A 16,390-nucleotide genomic window follows, 5' to 3' on the forward strand; every position below is an offset into this window, starting at 1 on the left:
AGCGCAGTTCGCCGGCGGCAAATCAGCCGCCGGCGTTTCCGCGCTTCCGCTCAATCCTCGTTCGCCACGAACAGCCTGTCTCAGGCAGCGCGTTCGAAGTATGACTGCAACGATCGTACTTCGAGATCGCCGCTGCAATAGGCCTTGATGCCCTCCGCCGCAGCGATCGCTCCGGCCAAGGTGGTATAATAGGGCACCTTGTGCAAGAGGGCTGTTCGACGGAGCGAACGGGAATCCGCAAGCGCCTGTGGACCCTCGGTGGTGTTGAAGATCAGCTGGATCTCGCCGTTCTTGATCGCGTCGACGACATGCGGCCGGCCTTCCAGAACCTTGTTGATCCGCGCGGCATCGATACCCTGTTCCTGCAGCAGGCGTAGCGTGCCGCCGGTCGCGACGATCCGGAAGCCGAGATCGGCCAGGATGCGGACGGCCGGGACGATGCGCGGCTTGTCATCATCCCGCACCGATACGAAGACCGTGCCCTTGACCGGAACCTTGGAGCCGGCGCCGAGCTGGCTCTTGGCGAAGGCCGTGTCGAAGGAGCGGTCGAGGCCGATGACCTCGCCCGTCGAACGCATCTCGGGCCCGAGCAGCACGTCGACGCCCGGGAAGCGCGCGAAGGGGAAGACGGCTTCCTTGACGCCGACATGGTCGAGGCTGGCCGGCTTCAGGTCGAAGCCCGCCAGCGGCTCGCCGGCCATGATGCGGGCGGCGATCTTGGCGATCGGCTGGCCGATGACCTTGGCGACGAAGGGCACGGTGCGCGAGGCGCGCGGGTTCACTTCGAGGACGTAGATATCGCCGTCCTTGATGGCGTATTGCACGTTCATCAGCCCGCCGACATCGAGCGCGAGCGCCATCGCCTTGGTCTGGCGCTCGAGCTCGGCGATGGTCTCGGCCGAGAGCGAGCGCGGCGGAAGCGAGCAGGCCGAGTCGCCGGAATGGATGCCGGCTTCCTCGATATGCTCCATGATGCCGGCGATGAAGGCGTCCTTGCCGTCCGCGAGACAGTCGACATCGACCTCGATGGCGTCCGATAGGTAGCGGTCGAACAGCAGCGGGTTCTTGCCGAGGACTGTGTTGATCTGGCCGGTCTTGTCGTTSGGATAYTTCGCCTTSACCTCGGAGGGGATCAGCGWGGGCAGSGTGCCGAGCAGATAGTCCTCGAACATCACCTCGTCGCGGATGATCGCCATGGCGCGCCCGCCGAGCACGTAGGAGGGGCGGACGACGAAAGGCAGGCCCAGTTCGCCGGCAATGATGCGGGACTGCTCGACCGAATAGGCGATGCCGTTCTTCGGCTGCTTGAGATGCAGCTTGTCGAGCAGGCGCTTGAAGCGGTCACGGTCCTCGGCGAGGTCGATCGCGTCAGGCGAAGTTCCGAGGATCGGGATGCCCGCCTCTTCCAGCGCATTCGCGAGCTTCAGCGGGGTCTGGCCGCCGAACTGGACGATGACGCCGTGCAGCGTGCCGTTCTGCTTCTCGGTCTCGAGGATCTCGAGCACATCCTCGGCGGTGAGCGGCTCGAAATAGAGCCGGTCGGAGGTGTCGTAGTCGGTCGAGACCGTCTCCGGGTTGCAGTTGACCATGATGGTCTCGTAGCCGGCGTCGCGCAGAGCGTAGCAGGCATGGCAGCAGCAATAGTCGAACTCGATGCCCTGGCCGATGCGGTTCGGCCCGCCGCCAAGGATGACGACCTTCTTGCGATCGGAAGGATTGGCCTCATCCGCCGCCTTGCCGGCGAAAGGCATGGCATAGCTCGAATACATGTAGGCGGTCGGCGAGGCGAACTCCGCCGCGCAGGTGTCGATGCGCTTGTAGACGGGGCGGACGTCGAGCGATTTGCGCAGCGCCCTGACCTCGGCCTCGGTCTTGCCTGCAACCGCGGCGAGGCGCTTGTCCGAGAAGCCCATCGCCTTGATCTGGCGGAAGGAGCCGGGTGTCTGCGGCAGGCCGAACTTGCGGATCTTCTCCTCGGTCTCGACGATCTCGCGCATCTGGGCGAGGAACCAGGGGTCGATCTTGCAGCTCTCGTGGATCTCCTCGTCGCTGAAGCCGAAGCGCATGGCCTGGGCGACGTGGAGGATGCGGTCCGGCGTCGGAATCGAGATCGCCGCCTTGATGGCGTTGCGGTCGTCGCCATGGCCGAAGCCCTCGATCTCGATCTCATCGAGCCCGTCGAGGCCCGTTTCCAGCGAGCGCAGCGCCTTCTGCAGCGATTCCTGGAAGGTCCGGCCGATCGCCATGGCCTCGCCGACCGACTTCATCGCCGTGGTCAGCGTCGGCTCGGAGCCCGGGAACTTCTCGAAGGCGAAGCGTGGGATCTTGGTAACGACGTAGTCGATCGTCGGCTCGAAGGAGGCCGGGGTGGCTCCGCCGGTGATGTCGTTCTCGATCTCGTCGAGCGTGTAGCCGACGGCCAGCCGCGCCGCGACCTTGGCGATCGGGAAGCCGGTCGCCTTGGAAGCGAGAGCGGACGAGCGCGAGACGCGCGGGTTCATTTCGATGACGATCATGCGCCCCGTGGCAGGATCGATCGCGAATTGGACATTGCTGCCGCCCGTCTCGACACCGATCTCGCGCAGCACCGCCAGCGAGGCGTCGCGCATGATCTGGTATTCCTTGTCGGTCAGCGTCAGCGCCGGCGCGACGGTGATCGAATCGCCGGTATGGACGCCCATCGGATCGAAGTTCTCGATCGAGCAGACGATGATGCAGTTGTCCTTCTTATCGCGGACGACCTCCATCTCGTATTCCTTCCAGCCCAGCACGCTCTCCTCGATGAGGACCTCGCTGGTGGGGGAGGCGTCGATGCCGCGCTCGACGATGTCGATGAACTCGCCCTTGTTGTAGGCGATGCCGCCGCCTGTGCCGCCCATGGTGAAGGACGGGCGGATGATGGCGGGAAGGCCGATGTCCTCGAGCGCGTCGAGCGCCTGGCCGAGCGTCTTGATGTGGTGCGAGCGCGGGGTGTCCAGGCCGATCTTGGTCATGGCTTCGCGGAAGAGCTCGCGGTCCTCGGCCTTGTCGATGGCCTCGGCGGTGGCGCCGATCATCTCGACACCGAACTTCTCGAGCACGCTGATCTTGCTGCCATCGGGCTGGACGATCGACTTCTTGTTGAGCGAGAGCGCGCAGTTCAGCGCGGTCTGGCCGCCCATGGTGGGCAAGAGCGCGTCGGGGCGCTCCTTCTCGATGATCTTGGCGACGATCTCGGGCGTGATCGGCTCGACATAGGTCGCATCGGCCAGGTCCGGATCGGTCATGATCGTCGCCGGGTTCGAATTGACCAGGATGATGCGGTAGCCCTCGGCCTTCAGCGTCTTGCAGGCCTGGGTGCCGGAATAGTCGAACTCGCAGGCCTGTCCGATGATGATGGGGCCGGCGCCGATGATCAGGATGGACTTGATGTCTGTGCGCTTGGGCATGATCTCGACCGGTCTTGCGGGCGCGCGCAAGGCCGGTCCGATCGGGCGAGCGGAGGCCTGGCGAGCGTCTGAATGAATGCTAGGCGCTCGCTATAGACGGGCAAGGCGGCGGAAGGAAGCTAAAAGCGCTTCGGTCCTTGCTCAACGCACAGGCCGCGGTGCCGGAAGGGCGAGATCGATCTCCAGCGGGCGCGGCGAGCGACGCTCCAACCGGCGCTTGCGCCGCATGGCGATGAAGAGCACGGCGAGCGCCGCGATCTCCCAGGCGGCACCGACGAAGCCGAGCGGCCAGGTGCCGGCATGGCGCATCACTTGCTGGCCGAGCGCGGCGCCGGCCGCGATGCCGAAATACAGTGCCGAGGCGTTGAGCGAGAGCGCGACCACGGCTGCGTCTGGCGCCATCGCCGCGAGCCGCGACATCTGCGAGGGATGGCCGGCCCAGCCCGCCGCACTCCAGATCAGCAGCACGAAGGGAATCGGCCAGATCGCCAGTTCAGGGGGCAGGCTGAAGGCGATCAGCGAAGCCGCGAGCAGCGCCGCAGCCAGCACAGTCAGCACCACGGTGAGCGTGCGCTCGGGGCCGAAGCGGTCGCTGGCTATGCCGCCGAGCTGGTTGCCGATGGCCGAGCCGATGCCGGAAACGACGAGTGTTGCAGCGAGCCAGGGGCCGACGATCCCAGCGTGGTTGGTCAGGAAGGGGGCGATATAGGTGTAGAGGACGAAGGCGCCGGTGGTCCACAGCATGGTCGTGGCCAACGCCAGCAGCACGTCGCCGCGGCCTGCGACCTGGAGGCGCTCGCGCAGCGTGTTGGTGCCGCGCGGCAGGCCCCGCGGCAGCTTGACGAGCAGGCCCGCCAGCGAAAGCGCGCTGAACAGTGTCACGATCAGGAAGGCGAGGTGCCAGCCGCCGAAGCCGACGACGGCGGTGCCGATCGGGATGCCGAGAATCAGCGAGACCGTCATACCTCCGGTGACCAGCGCGATGGCGCGGCCGCGCCGCTCCGGAGCGGACACCGCCACCGCGACGGCGTTCGCCGCCGGCATGAAGACGCCGGCCGAAAGCGCCATCACGATGCGGGCGCCCATCACCACCCAGAAGTCGCTGGCGAAGGCGGCGCCGAGATTGGCAAGGCCGAACACCGCCATCGCTCCGACCAGAACGGCCTTGCGGTCGACGTCGCCGAGAACGGTGGAGAGGATGGGCGAGCCGATCGCATAGGCGAGCGCAAAGATCGAGATAAGCAGGCCGGCGGTGTCGACCGAGACGCTCAGGCCGTTGGCGAGATGGGGCAGAATGCCGGTGACGATCAGGCTGCCCGTGCCGATGGCGAAGGCGCCGCCGGCAAGCGAAAGAAGGCGCGTATCCATGGGAATGATCCTTGCGGATGATCGCTGTTTCGGAGTCAGGCTTCGAAATTCAAGGATCGTTGAATTAATCCGGCCCGACAATTGCCGCAAGGGTAATTTCAATGAATGTTGAATATTGTCAGGAGCGCGGGGATCGCCTATCTCGTCGGTCATGAAGCCGGTTTTTCATCCCGATATCGAGGATGTCGCGCCCGCCGACGTGTTCGCTGCGCTGGCCGATCCGATCCGGCTCGGCATCCTCGTCGCGCTCGCCGATGTCAGCGAGGTCGACAAGGCGCGCTGTAGCCATTTCACCGCCTTCGCCTCGCCTTCGCTGCTGTCCTATCACTTCGCCAAGCTGCGCGAGGCCGGCATCACTCGCATGCGGGTGGAGGGGACGTCACGCTATCTCAGCATCCGGCGCGACGAGCTGAACCAGCGCTTTCCTGGGCTGATCGACAGCGTGATCGAGACCGCGCGGCGCGATCCTGACCTGCCGCGGCTCGGCCCCGAATGGCTTTCAGGCGGCGATGAGGCGCAGGGTTCCACTTCGCCCCGTTGACAGCGGTCCATCCGGGTTTAGCGTCCTCTCTTCCGCGATGGCGTCGAGCCGGATCGCGACGCGGCACCGGCCACGCCCGAACACGAGGAGCATGGCCATGCGTGCAGCCGACCCTCAGAAACTCGATGCGCTGGTAGGACGTCTCGTCGGTGACGTCGGAGCCTCCGTCACGGGCGCCCTGATCGTGCTGGGCGACCAGCTCGGCCTCTACAAGGCGATGGGCGATGGCGAGCCCGTCACCTCCCTGCAACTGGCGGAGAAGACCGGCCTCAAGGAGCGCTATGTGCGCGAATGGCTCGCGGGCCAGGCCTCGGCCGGATATGTCGACTACGACGAAGGCAGCGACAGCTTCAGCCTGTCGCCCGAACAGGCCATGGCCTTCGCCGAGGAAGACAGTCCTGCCTTCTTCGCCGGCGCCTTCGAGATCGTCCAGTCGATGTGGGTCGATGAGCCGAAGGTCGAGGAGGCGTTCCGCAAGGGGGCGGGTCTCGGCTGGCATGAACACAGCCAATGCCTGTTCCGGGGCACCGAGCGCTTCTTCCGGCCGGGCTACAACGCGCATCTGACGGCGGAGTGGATTCCGGCGCTGGAGGGCGTCCAGGCCAAGCTGATGCAGGGCGCGACCGTCGCCGATGTCGGCTGCGGGCACGGCTCCTCGACCATCCTCATGGCGCAGGCCTATCCGCAATCGCGCTTCTACGGCTTCGACTATCACGGACCGTCGATCGAGCGGGCGCGAGAGGCTGCCGAGAAAGCCGGGGTCGCGGACCGCATCGTCTTCGAGCGCGCTTCCGCCAAGGACTTCCCCGAGCGGAAATACGACCTCGTGACGATGTTCGACTGCCTGCACGACATGGGCGATCCGGTCGGCGCGGGCAAGCATGTGCGCGAGTCGCTGGAGAGGGACGGCAGCTGGATGATCGTCGAGCCCTTCGCGCATGACCATCTCAAGGACAATCTCAACCCCGTCGGGCGGATCTTCTACGGGGCATCGACGATGATCTGCACGCCGGCCTCGCAGTCGCAGGAGGTCGGGCTTTGCCTCGGCGCGCAGGCCGGCGAGATGCGGCTGCGCAAGGTCGCGATGGATGCGGGTTTCTCGCATTTCCGTCGTGCGACCGAGACGCCGTTCAACATGGTGTTCGAGGTGCGGGCCTGAGGCCTGAATCCGGCGAGGCGCTGTCCGAAGCGTCGCGGACGGCTCTCCAGCGCTCGCGGTCGTAGCGGGTTGAAGCTGCGATCGCAAATGTGCAATGTTATATCATTGCATATCTGATTGGAGCTCCCCTTTGTCTTCGTCTCGCTTCGTCGCAGCCGGCTTCTGCCTCGCCGGCTGCTTCCTCGCTTCCGCGGCCCCTGCGCATGATCATGCGGTGCTGCGCGGGCGCCTCGTCTTCGCCGACCACGAAAAGCCGGTCATCCGCATCCTCGACCTAGACAGCGGCGAGGTGACGCACAGCTTCGACGTTCCGAAGGCGAATCCGGGTTTCGCAGGCGTATCCGGGGGGCGCTACGTCGTGGTCAAGACCGGCGACGAGGCCGGCACGTTGCGCATCCTCGACACCGGGTTGATGGCCGAATCGCATGGCGACCATGTCGACCTCGCCAAGGCCGAGCCAAAGCTGCTCGAGTTCATGACGACGGGTGATCGGCCCGCCCATGTCATCTCGGGGCAGGGCCAGCTCGGGCTGTTCTATGACGGCTTGCGACCCTGGGAGGGCAAGAGCGAGCCCAAGGTGGTGATGCTTGCCATCGACGGCCTTGCCAAGCCGAAGCCCGATATGACGATCTGGCCAAGCCCGGCGCCGCAGCATGGCATCGCCGTGCCGCTGGGCGCGAAGCAATGGCTGATCTCGGTGCCCAACCCCGCCTATGCCGGGGGCGACGACCGCGGGGCCTCGCCGCGGCCCAACGGCTTCGAAATCCTTGAGCGGGCCAAGTCGTCCGCGACGGGAGACGGTTGGAGGCGGATCGCAAACTTCAACGATCCGGCGCGGCCCGATGCTTCCTGCAAGCTCTATCACGGCTATGCGCCGGCGCGCGGCGGACGGCATCTATTCGGTTGCGCCGAGGGCGAGGGAGGCGGCGTCCTCGTGCTTTCCAAAGCGGGCAAGGGCGAGACGGCGGGCTGGAGCGCGCGAAAGCTCGCCTATCCCGACGAGCGCCGCACCAGCGCTCTCAAATCCCGCGAGGGCGGACGCTATGTCGTCGGCAATTACGGACTGAAGGCGCCCTATGATGCGCTGCTGCGCATCGATCCGCATGCCAAGGCGCTCTCCGCCGAGGACGTGCTGTCGGTGCCGGGCGGACAGGCCGTCTGCCAGTTCGAGCTAAGCAGCACCGGCACCCGGCTTGCGAACCTCACAGCCGACGGCAAGCTGAGGGTCTATGAGGTTGCGCCGGCCTGGAAGGAACTGGCCTCCTTCGATGCCGTCCCGGCTTTCGACTGCGCCTTTGGCGCGAAGACTCCGACGCCCGGCCTCGCCGTGGTCGGCGGCAGCGCCTTCGTCAGCGATCCGACCGGTGGGCGCATCCGGGAATACCATCTCGACACGCTGAAGCAGGGGCTCGACATGCCGGTCGGCGGCATGCCGGCCAATCTCGCCGGCAGCGAAGCGGGCTGACGGACCGGACGCGCCGGGTGAAAAGCCATTCGCCCGGCGCGTCCGTCCTCCGGCTTTGACCTCATCGCATTTTCTTCACGCGAACCGGTGTCCACTTCGCGCGAAAATGCTCTAGGAAGCGCGGATGCCGTTTCGCCGCTATCCGCGCCAGTTCCGACAGCTCATGGCCTATGTCGTCGCCGGAGGGCTGACGGCGGTCGCGCATTACGGCGTGCTGATCGGGCTTGTCGAACTCGGCCGCATAGACCCCGTTCCCGCGACGCTCGCCGGCTTCGTCGTCGGAGCGCTGGTGTCCTACACGCTGAACCGCTGGATGACCTTCGACGCCACGCGCAGCCATGCGCAGGCGGGTTGGCGCTTCGCCCTGATCGCGGCCGGCGGCTTCGTGCTGACTGGCATCCTGATGCATGTCTTCGTGACGCGGGCCGGCTTGCCCTATCTGCCGATGCAGATCGTCACCACCGGCGTGGTGATGGTGTTCTCGTTCCTCGGCCACAAATTCTTCAGCTTCGCCGATCGGGCCAGCTAGCGACGAGGGGGCGTCCTGACGCAGCCCGAACTCAGTCCAGGAATGAGATGTCCTTGCAGTTCAGGCATTTGCCGAGCTCGGAATAGGCTTTCACCAGCGCTGCGCAGGAGGCCAGGATGCCGGCGACCAGATCGTCGAGCTTGAAACCTCGCGTGCCGATGAAGGTGAGCTCGCCGAGCTTGTGAAGCAGGTTCTGCGTGGCAACGGCGACCGCCATGCTCTGCTTGGCACATCGCGTCAGGGCCTCGGGCGACTGGTCACAGTTCAGCCGGCTCTGCTTCAGCCGCTCGATGAACTCCTTGGTCGTCTCGCGGATGTTCTCGATGGCGCGTTCCATCACCTGCACGGGGCCCGGCAGGTTCATCGCCTCGCGCAGCTCGTCGATCTTCTTTTCGATGAACTTCGCGAATTCGCGATGCGCCTTCTGATGCGCGGGCAGAAGGTTCAGCATCGCGATGTAGAAGACGATGATGATCGCGATGACGAGCCCGACCACCACGACGACGCCCGGGACGGCGGCGACCGGGCGAAATCCGTTGACCGTGGCGTGGAGCTGGCGCTGATAGGCGATACGACGGGGCCCCTGAATCACCGTGCCGTAGTGGGCTCCGAGTGCCTCGAACTCCGGAAACGTCACGCAGAGGGCATTGACCGAGGCTGCGCCGACGATCCCGTCCGGCCGCAAATCTACCGATTGCTGGAATTCGAGCACGCGCCGGCGCGTCTTCTCCCCGAAGATGCCGTCGAGCTTGAGAGCTGCCAGCTTGGTCGGAGGGAACAGGTTCAGAAGGCGCTGAACCTGCTTGACTTCAGGCCCTTGGCTGCCAGCCGACAGCAACTGGCCAGGCCTCAGAATCTTCGACGACATGGCAGCCCCGCCGGCGACGGAGGCGCGACGGCGCTTCCCCAGCATCGTCGATTGAAGGCGCGTGGGCTGCATGTGGCGTCACCCATTTGGATGACTCACACGGTGTATTCCGGCCCCTACGCGCCGCCTTACTGCTGCGGGGCGACGGTCAGCGTGAGCTGGCGGCGGCCGATGCGGCCTTCCTTGTCGGTCGCCTCGATCTCGATGATGTGGCTTCCGCTGGGGACAAGGACCGAAGGCGCGTCGATCCCGGCCGGGGTGATGAAGGGCTTGATCCGCTCGGTGATGTCGACCGGGGGCTGGCGGCGATAGAAGACGCGCACGGTCGCAGGATCGATGGGTACGCCATTGCTCGGCATGAAGCGAACGGCCAGGCGGAAGGGCTTGCCATCGACACCCTTGTCGGGTGTCGGCAAGGTGTCGATGCCGGGGCCGCGGGTGAGGTTGCGCGTGCTGGCCGGCGCCTTGGCCGTGGTCGGCAAGCCCGCTTCCTCGCGTGTGATGAGCTGAACCGGCTCGGCGGCGTGCGACGCCGTCGACATCGCAGCGGTGGCGAGAACAACACGCAGAATGTGCGGGATGAGCACAGTCTTCATCATCGTCCTATTTCACTCCCAGAATTCCGGCGATGAGGCCGGCGATGGCAGAAATGATGGTACCGGCCATCAGGATGGTGGTTTCGATGGTCTTCAGCGTTTCCATCGGCACCTTGCCATGCACGGCCAGCAGCCCCTTTCGCAGTTCCGGCAACGAGACGAGACCCCGCGCGGCAAGCGCAGCCTGCGTCACGCGCATCAACATCCCCGAGAACATCGAGGCGCCGATGCTCAGCGCGTAGAACGAAGTCTCGCGCCAGGCTGCCAGCCCTTGCGGAAGGAGCGGTATATTGTCGTGCCAACCCAGCAACGCGTTCATGGTCGCGACGGAAAAAATCGCGAAACCTATGGCGATGCCGATATCGAAAGCGAGCAGCCGCGGGCGAAGCCCGAAATAGAGCATGCCGGTCAAGAAGGGGATCCCGATCGAGGCGAGGCGCAGCGCCCAGAGCGGCAGGTCGAGCCAAAGGACGACGGCGCAATAGGCCAGCAGCAGCAAAGTCAGGCCGAAGGGCAGCACCCAGTAGCGGCGGCGTGCGGCGGGGTGGGCGACCGGCGCTGCAGGCCCTGGCGCGTCTGCCGGCTCCGATGCTGCGGGGTCGAGGGCTGCAACGGGTCTTGCAGCCAGCGCGGCGCGGTCCTCCTCTGCACGTTTCTCGAAGGTGGCGAGCCGCTCTTCGAGCGCACCGAGACGGCGCAGCAAGGGAAGCACGGGCGTCAGGTCACGTCCGCAGCAACGGCAGGACAGCACCCCCGCATTGAGCGTGGCATCGCAATAGGGACAGTTGAACTGGTCCTGCACGGAGCTCTCACGCCTTTGGGGCAAGCCGCGCTCAGAGCCATGTTTGCGTCGTTAAATCAAGATGCCTGATGCATTACAGTTACGGAACTTTAGTATTAGTCGCCATGGCGAGCCGTTGGATGCGCCGTGTTGCGGATCAGGCCGGCTTCATCGCCTTGAACGTCATCCGGTGCGGATTGTGGCCGAAATTCGCGGGCCGCTGCAGGTCGACGAAGCCGGCCTCGCCGATCAGTGCCGAGATGGCCTCGGGCGTATAGGTCGACAGCCCGTATTGGGCGCGCAGCTTGCGGTAGTCTGAAAAGGCGGTGCGGATGAGGCCACCGAGCGCCGCCGTCAGGAAGCCGCCGCGCCAGGCGAAGGCGAGGAGCTGCGATGCGTCGGTGAGCGGGCTGACGTTCGGCGGGATCACATCGGCGATCACCAGCTTTCCGCCGGGCTTGAGCTTGCCGCGCCAGGTTTCGAGCAGTGCCTTCAGCTCGTCGCGGGAGAGATACTGGACCAGCGAATTCGCGACGACGAGGTCGAGCGATGCCTCCGGCAGGGCCTCGACCTCCTCGGGCGAGACGACCGCGATGTTGTCCTTGCGGCCGAACTTGGCGCGCAGTTTGTCGCGCACACTGGACGCAGCTTCGCAGAGGTAGAGTCGGCCGCAAGCGGAGGCGACGCGCGCGGCGTCGAGCGCCTCGCCGCAGCCATGGTCGAGCACGACGGCGTCACGCGCGGGAACATGCGCGATCAAGTCGCTTGCGATGGCGCGGTAATGCAGCGCCTTGTGGCGCGGCGAGACGTAGATGGAATGTTCGCCGTTCCAGAAATCGCGCCAGGACATGGGCAGTGTCGATCCTCGGTGGCCGCTCGCGGCCGTCATCCGATGACTAGACGCAAGCGGCGTGGCTCCGCAACAGCCGGGGTTCCGGGACGCGTCCGTTTCCGCTTAAGTCGTGAATGCGTCCGCGAGTCGGGGACGCGCGGGAGGGGGATGCCGATGCTGCTGCTGCCGCGATTGCTCAAGGGGTTCGTCCGGCAGGGACGCCTGACTGTCATCACTCCGGACGGGAAGCGCCATGCCTTCGGGCCCGGTCCGGCCGAGATGTTGTTCGCCGGCGTGCGCAAGATGGCGCCGTCCGTCACGGTTCGCTTCCATGACGACCGCATCGAGCGGGAACTCTTCCTCAATCCCGAGCTCGCCCTGGCCGAAGGCTACATGGATGGCCGGATCGACTTCGAGGAAGGCACGATCCACGACCTGCTGACGCTGTTCTGGCTGCAGCGCAAGGAAWTGCGSAAGCAYCCGCTGCARAAGGCGATCCGGCASRTGCGCTTCCGCATCCGGCGCTGGCGCATGCACAACCCGCTCGGCCTCGCCGGCAAGAAGGTCAAGCACCACTACGACATCCCGACCGATTTCTACCGGCTCTGGCTCGACGAAACGATGACCTATTCCTGCGCGTATTGGCACAGTCCCGAGGTGGGGCTGGAGAACGCGCAGAAGGCCAAGCTCCGGCATATCGCCGCCAAGCTCAAGATCGAGCCGGGCATGCGCGTGCTCGATATCGGCTCGGGTTGGGGCGAACTGGCGATCTATCTGGCCAAGGCCTGCGGCGCCAAGGTGACCGGCCTCAACGTCTCGCCCGACCAGATGGCGGCGGCGCAGCAACGCGCCGACGCCGCCGGCGTCGGCGATGCCGTGACCTTCATCAACAAGGATTATCGCGAGCTCACCGGAACGTTCGACCGCATCGTCTCGGTCGGCATGATGGAGCATGTCGGCGTCGCGCATTACGGCGAGTATTTCGAGCGCATCCGGGATTTGCTGACGCCGGACGGGATCGCTCTCGTCCACTGCATAGGCCGCGCCGGGCCGCCCGGCTTCACCGGGCCGTTCTTCGAGAAATACATCTTCCCCGGTGGCTATGCGCCGGCACTGTCGGAGGTGTTCGCCGCCGTCGAGCAGACGGGGCTCTGGTCCTCCGATTGCGAGTTCTGGCGCCGCCACTATCACTGGACGCTCGAAGCCTGGCGCGAGCGCTTCATGGCCAGGCGCGAGGAGGTGGTCGGCATGATGGGCGAGCGCTTCGCCCGGATGTGGGAGTTCTATCTCTGCGCCTGCTCGATCTCCTTCGACATCGGCGGCGACATGGTGTTCCAGCTGCTGCTCGGACCGCACAAGAGCGCCGTCCCGATCATCCGCGACTACATTGCGGATGACGAGAAGGCGCTCGCGGCGAAAGGCTTCTAGGTCAGCGCTTCAGGTTGACCACCACCACGCCGGCCAGCGCCATGGCGCCGCCGATCAGGCCGAAGAGCGTCGGCACCTCGCCGAGCCAGAGGAAGCCGATCAGCATCGCCACCGGCGGGACTGCGTATTGGAAGTTCGCGGCGCGAGCGGCCGGCAGGCGCGAGAGCGTGATCGCCCAGGTGCCGTAGGCGATCAGGCTCGGCACGGCGGCGAGATAGACCACCGACCAAAAGGAGACGGCCGGGGCGACCTGCGCCTGTGCGATTGCGGAAGGCAGGAAGGGCAGCAGCACGAAGCCGCCGATCGCCATGTTCCAGGCCGCGACATGGAGCGGCTTGTAGCGGGCGAAGAGCGGTTTCTGCACGACCGTGGTGATGGCGTTGCAGAAGGCGGCGCCGAGGATCAAGAGCACGCTCATGCCGATCTCGACATCGAGCCCCTTGCCGAGCGCGATGACGCCTATGCCGGCGAAGGAGAGTGCCGTGCCGAGCCAGGCGGTCAGGCTGAAGCGCTCGCTGAGGATCATCATGGCGAGCACGGCCGTCATGATGGGGTTGGTGTTGATGATGAAGGCGGCGGGACCTGCCGGCACGACGCGCTGGCCGAAATTGAGCAGCAGGGCATAGCCCGCGATGAAGATCACGCCGCCGACGAGGAAGCGCCAGATGTCGGCGCGTTCAGGCAGCTTCGCCCGGGTCGCGACGAGGAAAAGCGCGGCGGGAACGCCGGCAAGCGCGAAGCGTAGCGCTGCCATCTCTGCAGGGCCGAAGCCGGCGAGCCCGGCGCGGATCGCCGGGAAGGAGGAGGCCCAGGCCATCACCGTGAAGGTGACGGTGAAGAGCAGCGTGGGGTCGAGGCGCTGGGAACCCGAAGAGGTCAGCGCGGGAGTGGCGCAGCTTGAGGAGGACATGGCGTCAATCCATCGGTGACGAAAGGTTGTTCCCGATAGACGCCTCGGCGAGCTGATTGACAAACGATCAATTCGCGCATGAGCTGTGAGGATGGATCACAGCTCAAACCTGCCGCCGCTCGATACCCTCCGTGCCTTTGAGGCCGCGGCGCGCACCGGCAGCTTCTCGGCCGCCGCCGAGGCCCTGAACCTGACGCATGGCGCTGTCAGCCGGCAGATCGCGAAGCTCGAGCATTGGCTGGGCCTGCGCGTCTTCCTGCGGCAGGCGCGCGGGGTTTCGCTGACGCCGGAGGGCCAGCGCCTGCTCCAGCGGACGCAGGAGGCCTTCGCGTTGATTGCCGATACGTCGGAACGCTGGCGCGAGGCGCGAGGTGCTTCGGTGGTGCGGGTCAGCGCGCCGCCCTCGGTCTGTGCACTCTGGCTGATGCCGAGGCTGGCTGTGCTGGAGGCGGGGACGCCCTCATTGCGGATCGTGCTGCAGGTCGAGCATCGCAAGGTGGATTTCGAGGAGGAGGGCGTCGATCTCGGCATTCGTTGCGGGCGCGGCGGCGCGCCGGACCGGCTCTCACTGAAGCTGTTCGAGGAATGGTGCTTCCCGATCGCCTCGCCGAAGATCGCCGCCGCAATCGGGGAGGGGGCGCCGGAGCGCCTGCTGGCGCAGCCGCTGATCCATGATTCCGACGCCGCCGGCTGGAAGGCCTGGTTCGCGGCGCAGGGGCTGGACTACCGTCCGCGCCCGCAGGATCGGCGCTTCGAGGACTACAATCTGGTCCTCGATGCCGCCGCGCATGGCCTCGGCATCGCGCTGGCGCGGCCGCCTTTGGCGCGCGAGCAACTGGCGGTGGGACGGATCGTCAGGGTCGATGCGCGCGAGGCACTGAACCCGGTTTCCTATTGGCTCGACCGGCCGCTGGGAGCGCTTCGCCCATCGGCTGCGGCGCTGGCTGAGCGGATCGCGCGCGAGGCAGGTGCCGCGCCAGCCGAGAGCGAGGCGTTCCTGAATCGCGAGGCGCGGGCGGCCTGAGCCGTATCTGCGTCATGCTCGACCCGAACATCTCGTGACTAGCAGGTGCCGAAATCCCTTTCGGCCTGAGATTCTCGGGACAAGCCCGAGAATGACGGACTGCATTCAGCGCAAGCTATGACGCGGAGCCGCGAATTCGCCCCGCTGGCTGGCGCGCGCCATCTCGAAGCTGTCGGCGATGCGCCGCGCCCGGACGATGAAGGCCTGCGCGATCTCGGGCGGACAGACCTCGTGCGCGGTGATCTCGAACAGGTCGAGCCAGCGGTCGAAATGCTCGCCTTTCAGCGGCAGGATCAGGTGCGGGCGCATCGGGCGGCCGTTGTAGCGGCCGCTGCGCAGCATCACGCCGCTCCAGAAATCAGTGATCTTGGCGATATGCTCGTCCCAGTCCTCGACGGCCGCTGCGAAGACGGGGCCGATCAGCTTGTCCTGTCGCGCCCTCGCATAGAAGGTGCGGACGAGCTCCGCGATCATCGGCTCGCGCAGGTCGGGATGGGCAGCGCCCGGGTGGGTCAGGGGATTGTCGGTCATCGCAGGAACGTTCGTGTTTCCGGTATTCTCGTAGGGAAGGATCGCAAAGGCTAGGCCTGCGCGACCTCTGCGACCTTGTGAGGCAGGTCGGCGGCCGGCTGTGCTGCTTCGGCATGGCCATCCTCCAGGAACAGCCGCATCTCCTCGGCGAGCGCGAAGAAGCGGTCCCGCACCGCCTTGGCATGTGGGTTTGCGCGCTCGATCGCCATGAAGACGTTGGGTGCGTCGTAGCGGACCATCTCGGTCGCCTGCATCAGGAGGTCGAAGCTCGCCGTCGTCATCGTCCGGGGCAGCGGTTCCATGCGGACCAGGATCTTGGCGATCAGATGGGTGAGGCCCTGCACCATCGCAACCTCGCGATCATGGGCATCGGCGGTCGTCATGATGACTTTGAGCTTGAGGACGCGGCGCAGGAAGGCGGCGATGCGCGGCGCGCTGCCGCCCCTGATAGGACAGAGCGCGATCCTGAGCCCGGCGAGCCCATTGCGGGCGCTCTGCGGGCCGAAAAGCGGATGCGTCCCGATGATCTCGACATCATCGGGCAGCGCCGCCTGCATGGCGCTGGCCGGGCCGATCTTGACCGAGCCGACATCGAGCACGACGGCGCCGGCCTTGAGATGGGGGCGCAGCACCGAGAGCGCTTCTGGGATCGCCGGGACTGGCACGGCCAGGATCACGAGGTCGCAAGCGGCTACCTCAGCGGGGCTGGCCGGCAGGAGCCCCTTGCCTGATAGGTCCGGTTCGGGCGGTTGCGCGGGGTCGCATACACATAGCGCGAAATGCGGCTGGAGATCGCGGGCCATCAGCCGGCCGAAGGCGCCGAAGCCCATGATGCCGATGGTGGAGATGGTTCTGATTTTGGAAGACATCGCTCTGGTCCGGTGGGAGCCGCGATGCCGGGTGATCTGCCTGAATTCAACCGCCAGCGCG

The 16,390-nt window shown here is 66.1% G+C and carries 15 protein-coding genes; 6 read left to right on the plus strand and 9 right to left on the minus strand.

The features are described from left to right. Nucleotides 1-80: 80 nt before the first annotated feature. On the minus strand, nt 81-3,428 hold the full coding sequence (carB, locus tag AC1DEZ_RS05575) for a carbamoyl-phosphate synthase large subunit (protein ID WP_476778956.1): 3,348 nt from the start codon (nt 3,426-3,428) through the stop codon (nt 81-83). Between the two features lie 141 nt (nt 3,429-3,569). Then, entirely contained in the window at nt 3,570-4,796 is a 1,227-nt protein-coding gene (locus AC1DEZ_RS05580) for an MFS transporter (protein WP_476778957.1), read from the minus strand. 151 nt (nt 4,797-4,947) lie between these two features. Here AC1DEZ_RS05580 and AC1DEZ_RS05585 point away from each other — a divergent pair, with 151 nt between their 5' ends. From AC1DEZ_RS05585 to AC1DEZ_RS05600, 4 genes are all read left to right on the plus strand, one after another. After that, nucleotides 4,948-5,337: an ArsR/SmtB family transcription factor gene (locus AC1DEZ_RS05585; protein WP_441512109.1), complete on the plus strand. Its 390-nt coding sequence runs from the start codon at nt 4,948-4,950 to the stop codon at nt 5,335-5,337. Nucleotides 5,338-5,434: 97 nt separating this feature from the next. Further along, nucleotides 5,435-6,496 (plus strand): class I SAM-dependent methyltransferase, encoded by a 1,062-nt coding sequence (locus tag AC1DEZ_RS05590; protein ID WP_441512110.1) that lies wholly within the window; start codon nt 5,435-5,437, stop codon nt 6,494-6,496. Between the two features lie 130 nt (nt 6,497-6,626). Beyond that, nucleotides 6,627-7,961 (plus strand): hypothetical protein, encoded by a 1,335-nt coding sequence (locus tag AC1DEZ_RS05595; protein ID WP_476778958.1) that lies wholly within the window; start codon nt 6,627-6,629, stop codon nt 7,959-7,961. A 124-nt stretch (nt 7,962-8,085) separates the two neighbouring features. Continuing rightward, nucleotides 8,086-8,490, plus strand: coding sequence for a GtrA family protein (locus AC1DEZ_RS05600; protein ID WP_476778959.1), 405 nt, complete (start codon nt 8,086-8,088; stop codon nt 8,488-8,490). Nucleotides 8,491-8,521: 31 nt separating this feature from the next. Here the strand turns inward: AC1DEZ_RS05600 and AC1DEZ_RS05605 are convergent, their stop codons facing one another. The 4 genes from AC1DEZ_RS05605 to AC1DEZ_RS05620 all read right to left on the minus strand — a co-directional run bounded on the left by AC1DEZ_RS05605 (nt 8,522) and on the right by AC1DEZ_RS05620 (nt 11,585). After that, nucleotides 8,522-9,358 carry a peptidoglycan-binding domain-containing protein gene (locus AC1DEZ_RS05605; RefSeq protein ID WP_476778960.1) on the minus strand — a complete coding sequence of 279 codons (837 nt, stop codon included), beginning with the start codon at nt 9,356-9,358 and terminating at the stop codon, nt 8,522-8,524. Nucleotides 9,359-9,486: 128 nt separating this feature from the next. Further along, entirely contained in the window at nt 9,487-9,957 is a 471-nt protein-coding gene (locus AC1DEZ_RS05610; protein WP_476778961.1) for a hypothetical protein, read from the minus strand. A gap of 4 nt (nt 9,958-9,961) precedes the next feature. Then, the gene (locus tag AC1DEZ_RS05615; RefSeq protein ID WP_476778962.1) at nt 9,962-10,756 is read right to left on the minus strand and encodes a hypothetical protein; all 795 of its coding nucleotides are present in this window, start codon (nt 10,754-10,756) and stop codon (nt 9,962-9,964) included. A 136-nt stretch (nt 10,757-10,892) separates the two neighbouring features. Then, a complete protein-coding gene (locus AC1DEZ_RS05620) occupies nt 10,893-11,585 on the minus strand; it encodes a class I SAM-dependent methyltransferase (protein WP_476778963.1) in 693 nt (230 codons plus the stop codon). A 150-nt stretch (nt 11,586-11,735) separates the two neighbouring features. Between AC1DEZ_RS05620 and AC1DEZ_RS05625 the strand changes: the two genes are divergently transcribed. Beyond that, complete coding sequence (locus AC1DEZ_RS05625) at nt 11,736-12,995, plus strand: class I SAM-dependent methyltransferase (RefSeq protein WP_476778964.1); 1,260 nt, start codon at nt 11,736-11,738, stop codon at nt 12,993-12,995. Nucleotide 12,996: 1 nt separating this feature from the next. Here AC1DEZ_RS05625 and AC1DEZ_RS05630 read toward each other — a convergent pair whose 3' ends face one another. Further along, a complete protein-coding gene (locus AC1DEZ_RS05630; protein WP_441512118.1) occupies nt 12,997-13,905 on the minus strand; it encodes a DMT family transporter in 909 nt (302 codons plus the stop codon). Between the two features lie 91 nt (nt 13,906-13,996). Here AC1DEZ_RS05630 and AC1DEZ_RS05635 point away from each other — a divergent pair, with 91 nt between their 5' ends. Then, nucleotides 13,997-14,929, plus strand: coding sequence for a LysR family transcriptional regulator (locus AC1DEZ_RS05635; protein WP_441512119.1), 933 nt, complete (start codon nt 13,997-13,999; stop codon nt 14,927-14,929). A 105-nt stretch (nt 14,930-15,034) separates the two neighbouring features. On the opposite strand, the gene AC1DEZ_RS05640 is transcribed toward AC1DEZ_RS05635, so the two are convergent. Then, nucleotides 15,035-15,460 (minus strand): group III truncated hemoglobin, encoded by a 426-nt coding sequence (locus AC1DEZ_RS05640; protein ID WP_476778965.1) that lies wholly within the window; start codon nt 15,458-15,460, stop codon nt 15,035-15,037. A gap of 50 nt (nt 15,461-15,510) precedes the next feature. Beyond that, nucleotides 15,511-16,329, minus strand: a complete 819-nt coding sequence (locus AC1DEZ_RS05645) for a prephenate dehydrogenase/arogenate dehydrogenase family protein (protein ID WP_476778966.1) — start codon at nt 16,327-16,329, stop codon at nt 15,511-15,513. Between the last annotated feature and the right edge of the window lie 61 nt (nt 16,330-16,390).

Source organism: Allobosea sp. 10L422 (genome assembly GCF_056395345.1).

Bases quoted from the DNA above. Each gene is read 5' to 3' on its own strand.
- AC1DEZ_RS05580 (WP_476778957.1), bottom strand. From the start codon at position 4,796: ATGGATACGCGCCTTCTTTCGCTTGCCGGCGGCGCCTTCGCCATCGGC.
- AC1DEZ_RS05585 (WP_441512109.1), top strand. From the start codon at position 4,948: ATGAAGCCGGTTTTTCATCCCGATATCGAGGATGTCGCGCCCGCCGAC.
- AC1DEZ_RS05590 (WP_441512110.1), top strand. From the start codon at position 5,435: ATGCGTGCAGCCGACCCTCAGAAACTCGATGCGCTGGTAGGACGTCTC.
- AC1DEZ_RS05600 (WP_476778959.1), top strand. From the start codon at position 8,086: ATGCCGTTTCGCCGCTATCCGCGCCAGTTCCGACAGCTCATGGCCTAT.
- AC1DEZ_RS05605 (WP_476778960.1), bottom strand. From the start codon at position 9,358: ATGTCGTCGAAGATTCTGAGGCCTGGCCAGTTGCTGTCGGCTGGCAGC.
- AC1DEZ_RS05610 (WP_476778961.1), bottom strand. From the start codon at position 9,957: ATGATGAAGACTGTGCTCATCCCGCACATTCTGCGTGTTGTTCTCGCC.
- AC1DEZ_RS05620 (WP_476778963.1), bottom strand. From the start codon at position 11,585: ATGTCCTGGCGCGATTTCTGGAACGGCGAACATTCCATCTACGTCTCG.
- AC1DEZ_RS05630 (WP_441512118.1), bottom strand. From the start codon at position 13,905: ATGTCCTCCTCAAGCTGCGCCACTCCCGCGCTGACCTCTTCGGGTTCC.
- AC1DEZ_RS05635 (WP_441512119.1), top strand. From the start codon at position 13,997: ATGGATCACAGCTCAAACCTGCCGCCGCTCGATACCCTCCGTGCCTTT.
- AC1DEZ_RS05640 (WP_476778965.1), bottom strand. From the start codon at position 15,460: ATGACCGACAATCCCCTGACCCACCCGGGCGCTGCCCATCCCGACCTG.
- AC1DEZ_RS05645 (WP_476778966.1), bottom strand. From the start codon at position 16,329: ATGTCTTCCAAAATCAGAACCATCTCCACCATCGGCATCATGGGCTTC.